The organism is Actinomyces oris (assembly GCF_001937445.1).
Classification (GTDB): Bacteria; Actinomycetota; Actinomycetes; order Actinomycetales; family Actinomycetaceae; genus Actinomyces; species Actinomyces acetigenes.
Genome location: NZ_MSKS01000004.1, coordinates 1 through 5263, shown reverse-complemented (window position 1 = coordinate 5263; position 5263 = coordinate 1). Strand labels below are relative to the sequence as shown.

Sequence of the window (5263 nt, the reverse complement as noted above, 5' to 3'; positions counted from 1 at the left end):
CCGCCATGAGCGTCCCGATGAGGACCCCCGTCCCAGCGCCCCAGGCCAGCATCCGCTTGAGGAGCTCGTCAATGGACCAGCCGGCGCTCGCCGCAGCCGCCCCGGCCTCCTCCTCGGTGAGGGCCTTAGCCTCAGCCTCCGGTGCGTTGGAGTCCGCGTCCGCCCTCTGGGCCTGTCCCAGGGCGGTGCCGATGAGGGCCTGCGCCGCCACGGCCAGCGCGTCCAGGGCGAAGGCCGCGAAGCTCCACAGGGCGTTGACCACCTGGTGGGCGGCTAGCGACACCTCCCCGAGAGCGGTCGCCGCCCACACGGTCGCCAGGATCGCCACGCGCAGGCTCAGTGAGCGGATGAGCAGGGGCACCCCACTGCCCAGGGACGCCCGCAGGCCCCGGCGGTGGGGGAGCAGTCCCACGCCGGCCGCCCGGGCCGCCCGGGTGATCGGAGTGGCCAGCGCCAGCGCCATGGCCGTCTGCGCGATCGCGGTGCCGGCGCCCGAGCCCGCGATCCCCATCCCGACGCCGTAGAGCAGGATCGCGTTGACGACGACGTTGAAGACCGCCCCGCCGGTGGCCACGACGAAGGGGGTGCGCGTATCCAGCAGGCCGCGCAGCACGCCGGTGGCCGCCAGGACGACGAACATGCCGGGCAGCCCCGGGCAGGAGGCGCGCAGGTAGGCCACGGCCGCCTGAGCCATCGCGCCGTCGGCGCCCATCGCTGCGGTCAGCCAGGGGGCCGTCAGTCCCAGGAAGGCGCCCGCGCCCAGCCCCAGCAGGAGCGCCAGCCACATGCCGTCAACGCCGGCCCGCAGGCCCTCGGTGCGTCGGCCGGCCCCGAACAGACGCGCCGTCGCCGCCGTGGTGGCGTAGGCTAGGAAGACGAACAGGCCCACCGTCGTCGTCAGGATCGTCGAGGCCAGGGACAGGCCCGCCAGGCTGACCGCGCCGAGGTGGCCGACCATGGCCGAGTCCGCCAGGACGAAGAGCGGCTCGGCAATCAGCGCCCCCAGGGCGGGCACGGCCAGGGACAGGACCTGGCGGTTGAGGCTGCTGGAGGCGGGACGGCTGGTGTCGGGCACGGCCCCCATTGTGGACCAGGGGCCGCGCCTCGGCAGTCCTCACGACCAGGTTGAGGATGAGGTTGAGGATGAGGTTGCCGGGCTGGGTCGTGGACGTGACTGAGGCTATGCATCGCCGGGATTGTCCTGGGGGATCACACAACTATTCGAACCCAGGGAAAGTACTAGAAGGCTGAATATTTGCTGGAAATAAGCCTGATGAAGCCGATGTTCGGCCGAGATGGCGGGGTCTGGGGATAACTGGAACGGACCACCCTGTAGAGGAACCACAAACGGCGTGGATCTCAAGTCGAAGATGATGTTTGTCCACAGGTTTACCCACTTGTCCACAGACCACATTGTGATGTCGTGGGAAGAACCTATAGGAAGCCTGAACCCTTCGATCGCCGCGATGACGCCGAAAAGTCGCCCACTGGTGAGGGGGTCGCGCCAGGTGCGCACATCTGTGTCCACAGCGCACCCACGTCTGTCCCCAGGCTCCGGGGGTCTTCCCACAGTGGCGGTGCGGATATCCCCAGGGTGGGTGAACTTGAGAGTTTGCGGGGCCTGCCCGATGGCGTTATGGTCACGCGCGCGCTCTACGCGGGCGAGCGTCTTCCTGACGCGGCGGGCCGTCGTCGGAAGCAGTAGGACGAGCCGGGACCAACCGGCGTGACAGTGCGGGAGGTGGCCGGATGGATCACGGCATGGGCGCTCAGGCCGGCTCGGGCGGCGCCGACGGCGGAAGCGTCCGCACCGACAGCTCCGCCTTCGACCGACTCCCGCCCCAGGACCTCGAGGCCGAGATGGCCACGCTCGGCGGCATGCTCCTGAGCAAGGAGGCCATCACCGACGTCATCGACGTCCTGCGGGGCCCGGAGTTCTACCGCTCGGCCCACGAGTCGATCTTCGATGCGATCGTCGAGGTCTACAACCGCTCCGAGCCCGCCGACCCGCTCATCGTCGCCGACGAGCTCTCCAAGCGCGGCGAGCTCGAACGCATCGGTGGCGCCCCCTACCTGGCCACTCTCATGGCCACCGTCCCCACTGCCGCCAACGCCGGCTACTACGCCCGCATCGTCAAGGACAAGGCGCTCATGCGCGGCCTGGTCCAGGCCGGAACCCGCATCACCCAGCTGGGGTACTCCACCGACGCCGGCGACATCGCCGAGCTCGTCACCCTGGCCGAGGCCGAGGTCTACTCGGTGGCCCACCACGAGGGGGAGAAGGAGGACTACGTCGCCGTCTCCGAGCTCCTGGGGGAGGCCAACCTGGAGATCGAGGCCGCCCAGAACCGCGACAACGGGGCACTGACCGGGGTCCCGACCGGCTTCATCGAGCTCGACGAGCTCACCGGCGGGCTCCACCCCGGCCAGATGATCATCGTGGCCGCGCGCCCCGCCATGGGCAAGTCCACGCTCGCCGTCGACTTCTGCCGCTCGGCATCGATCCACCACGGGATCACCAGCTGCTACTTCTCCCTGGAGATGGGGCGCATGGAGCTCATGATGCGCATCCTGGCCGCCGAGTCCAGCGTGGACATGAACAAGCTGCGCGGCTCGCGCCAGATGGAGGACCGGGACTGGACCGACGTCGCCGTGGCCTACAACCCCGTCTCCAACGCGCCGCTGTTCATCGACGACTCGCCCAACCTCACCATGCCGGAGATCCGCTCCAAGGCGCTGCGCATGAAGCAGCAGCACAACCTGGGGCTCATGGTCATCGACTACCTCCAGCTCATGAGCTCGGGCAAGCGGGTCGAGTCGCGCCAGCAGGAGGTCTCCGAGTTTTCCCGCTCCCTCAAGCTGCTGGCTAAGGAGCTGGAGATCCCGGTGATCGCCGTCGCCCAGCTCAACCGCGGTCCTGAGCAGCGCACCGGCAACAAGCCCCAGATGAGCGACCTGCGCGAGTCCGGGTCACTGGAGCAGGACGCGGACATCATCGTCCTGCTGCACCGCCCGGAGTACTACAACAACGAGGAGCGCCCCGGCGAGGCCGACATCATCGTGGCCAAGCACCGTAACGGGCAGACCCGCACCATCCCGGTGGCCTTCCAGGGGCACGTCTCGCGCTTCGCCAACATGGCGCGCGACGTCACCCCCGAGCCCGCCTACGAGTAGGTCGCCCCGGCAGGGGACGGCGCCGGGAGGCCGGCTGAGTGTTGAGACCGGCCTGCGGCGGCGTCAGTGGTGGATGGACGACGACGTCGCTATGGGCTCCCTGCGGGCAGCGGGCGGAACCTTGATGAAGGCATGAAGACTCCTATCCAGAACCTGCTGCCATCTGTATCTCGGTTGTGTAACGTTATACCCATGCCCCACGACTACTATCTCTTGTCCCCGAATGAGCCGCCCCAGCAGACTGCTCCGCCGAAGCAGAGCATTCTGCCGCAGGACACCGAGACCCCACCGATGAGTGAACGAAAGCGGGAGCTGCCGATGCCTCCCGTGGTCTACGTGCCCTGTACACCTGGAGACGATGGGATCAATCATCTGGCCTACAGGAATCTGGATGACGGCCGGGTGGCACTCCTGGTTTATACGGCTCTGGATCGACTGATTGACCTGGCCGGCGATGTTCACTGGGCGCTGTTGGACTGGGATGCTCTCCAGCAGGCGCAGGATCTGCAACACTACGACATTATTCTTCAGGACATCAGAATTCCGGAGGATCGGCGATGAGTGGAACGGTAAGGATTGATAGCGCCGCAGCAGAATCTGCTATCTCAAGCCTGAGGGTTGCTCAGGATTTAATCAGCGCATGTCGCGGTAGTGGTCCCGCAGAAGTTGATGCAGGGGATGTGTCTGACGCGATAGTGGGCGCACTCTTGAAGGTGACTGGTTATACGGATGAGATAAGTAGTGGAATTGATGGTTTCTCCAACAAGCTACGTGGAACTGTGGAAGGTTTCTCAGCGACAGACCAGCAAGTTAGTGACGGTGTCCAGGCCTTGATGTGGGGAAAAGAGTAAACGATGGCTATTGAGACGAAGGTTGAAGGAAAGCCAGAACAAATTACTAGTTTAGCCGACTGGTTGACTTCGTCGTTGGAACCAGCAGTAAGTGCGTCTGGAGATAGATTCTCCTCAGCCAGGACGACCCTTGGGTCGGAATGGCAGGGCGAAACCGCCGAAGCGATTGTCAGCTGGTTGGCTGATGCTGTGGGCGCCAGTGACTCCCTTTCGACTCGTATCACAGACATCGCGACGGCACTCACGACCTATGCATCGATTCTTCTTTCAGTGAAGACTGAGGCGGAGTGCGTTAGAAGTGATGCTACGGCAGGCGGCCTTGTGGTCAGTGGTACAGTAGTGCAAGAACCAAAGGACACCGCGGATACAAAAAAACCGCTCTCTACTCAGGTTTGTCTGTACGTATGTCCACGGCGAATTCTAAGCTTGCTACTGGCCAGCAGGACCTTCGCACCTCGCTGACACAAGATGATATCGATCAAGTGAGGAACGGCCACCTAATCTTTAATACTGTTGCCGAATTTGCTCGGACTGGTGCTCCGACGCTTTGGACTATATACACCAGAAATTTTCTTGCTGCGGAAGCAGTGCGCTTGATCAATATGGCAGCTGATATCCGTGCGGGAGTTGTGTCGAGCTTGCCTCGGGGTGTTCTAAACTCAGGTAATGCTCGTTCGGCAAACAAAGCGTTAAATTACTCGCGAGCGTTGGAAATGAAGGGTAACAATATGTTATCCAAATCCAATACCTATACGGCATTCGGAAAGGGAACGAAGGCGGCAAGAGTCGTTAAAGGCGCCGGAGGCGTTCTTTCAGTAGTAGGGTTTGTGGTCGGATATTGGGGTGATAAGCAGGAAGGAGAGTCTAATGAACAAGCAGCGGTCTCCAATCTTGCTGCAGTCGCGGCAGGAACAGCGGCAGGGGCTGCAATCGGTTCGGTAGTGCCTGGGTCTGGCACCGCGGTCGGCGCCGTAGTCGGATTCACTGCGACTATTGCAACAATGTTTGTAGCATCAACGTTCACGGATGCGGCTGTCGATTCATTGTATGAGGATCATAAAGGTATCAAGCATGCTCTGGCCGAAGGTGCAGATGCTGTTGTTCCAGATTTCATTTCGGATGATGTAGGACGCGATTTATCGAAGGTGAGTGATACGATGAAGCAAATGGACGAAGATGTCCAAAAAGCATTCAGAAAATGAACCTCGTCGACAGTGGGAGGCTTATTCATAGGGGTG

At 62.9% G+C, this 5263-nt stretch carries 5 protein-coding genes; 4 read left to right on the top strand and 1 reads right to left on the bottom strand.

Annotated elements, in window-relative coordinates; translation table 11 throughout:
* Positions 1-1084: MATE family efflux transporter (locus BKH20_RS01315; RefSeq protein ID WP_256692969.1), on the bottom strand; the 1084-nt coding region annotated here is incomplete at its 3' end.
* A gap of 665 nt (positions 1085-1749) precedes the next feature.
* Between BKH20_RS01315 and dnaB the strand changes: the two genes are divergently transcribed.
* The 4 genes from dnaB (at position 1750) to BKH20_RS13890 (ending at position 5227) form a co-directional block, all read left to right on the top strand.
* Positions 1750-3174 (top strand): replicative DNA helicase, encoded by a 1425-nt coding sequence (gene dnaB / locus BKH20_RS01310; protein ID WP_075371985.1) that lies wholly within the window; start codon positions 1750-1752, stop codon positions 3172-3174.
* Positions 3175-3366: 192 nt separating this feature from the next.
* Positions 3367-3735, top strand: a complete 369-nt coding sequence (locus tag BKH20_RS01305; protein WP_003788443.1) for a hypothetical protein — start codon at positions 3367-3369, stop codon at positions 3733-3735.
* Positions 3732-4025, top strand: a complete 294-nt coding sequence (locus BKH20_RS13895) for a hypothetical protein (RefSeq protein WP_143224921.1) — start codon at positions 3732-3734, stop codon at positions 4023-4025. Before BKH20_RS01305 ends, BKH20_RS13895 begins: the two co-directional genes overlap by 4 nt.
* A gap of 404 nt (positions 4026-4429) precedes the next feature.
* Positions 4430-5227, top strand: a complete 798-nt coding sequence (locus BKH20_RS13890; protein WP_143224920.1) for a hypothetical protein — start codon at positions 4430-4432, stop codon at positions 5225-5227.
* The last annotated feature ends 36 nt before the right edge of the window (positions 5228-5263 follow it).

Excerpts from the sequence above, each read along its gene's own strand:
- BKH20_RS13890 (WP_143224920.1), top strand. The coding sequence starts at position 4,430 with ATGTCCACGGCGAATTCTAAGCTTGCTACTGGCCAGCAGGACCTTCGC.
- dnaB (WP_075371985.1), top strand. The coding sequence starts at position 1,750 with ATGGATCACGGCATGGGCGCTCAGGCCGGCTCGGGCGGCGCCGACGGC.
- BKH20_RS01305 (WP_003788443.1), top strand. The coding sequence starts at position 3,367 with ATGCCCCACGACTACTATCTCTTGTCCCCGAATGAGCCGCCCCAGCAG.
- BKH20_RS13895 (WP_143224921.1), top strand. The coding sequence starts at position 3,732 with ATGAGTGGAACGGTAAGGATTGATAGCGCCGCAGCAGAATCTGCTATC.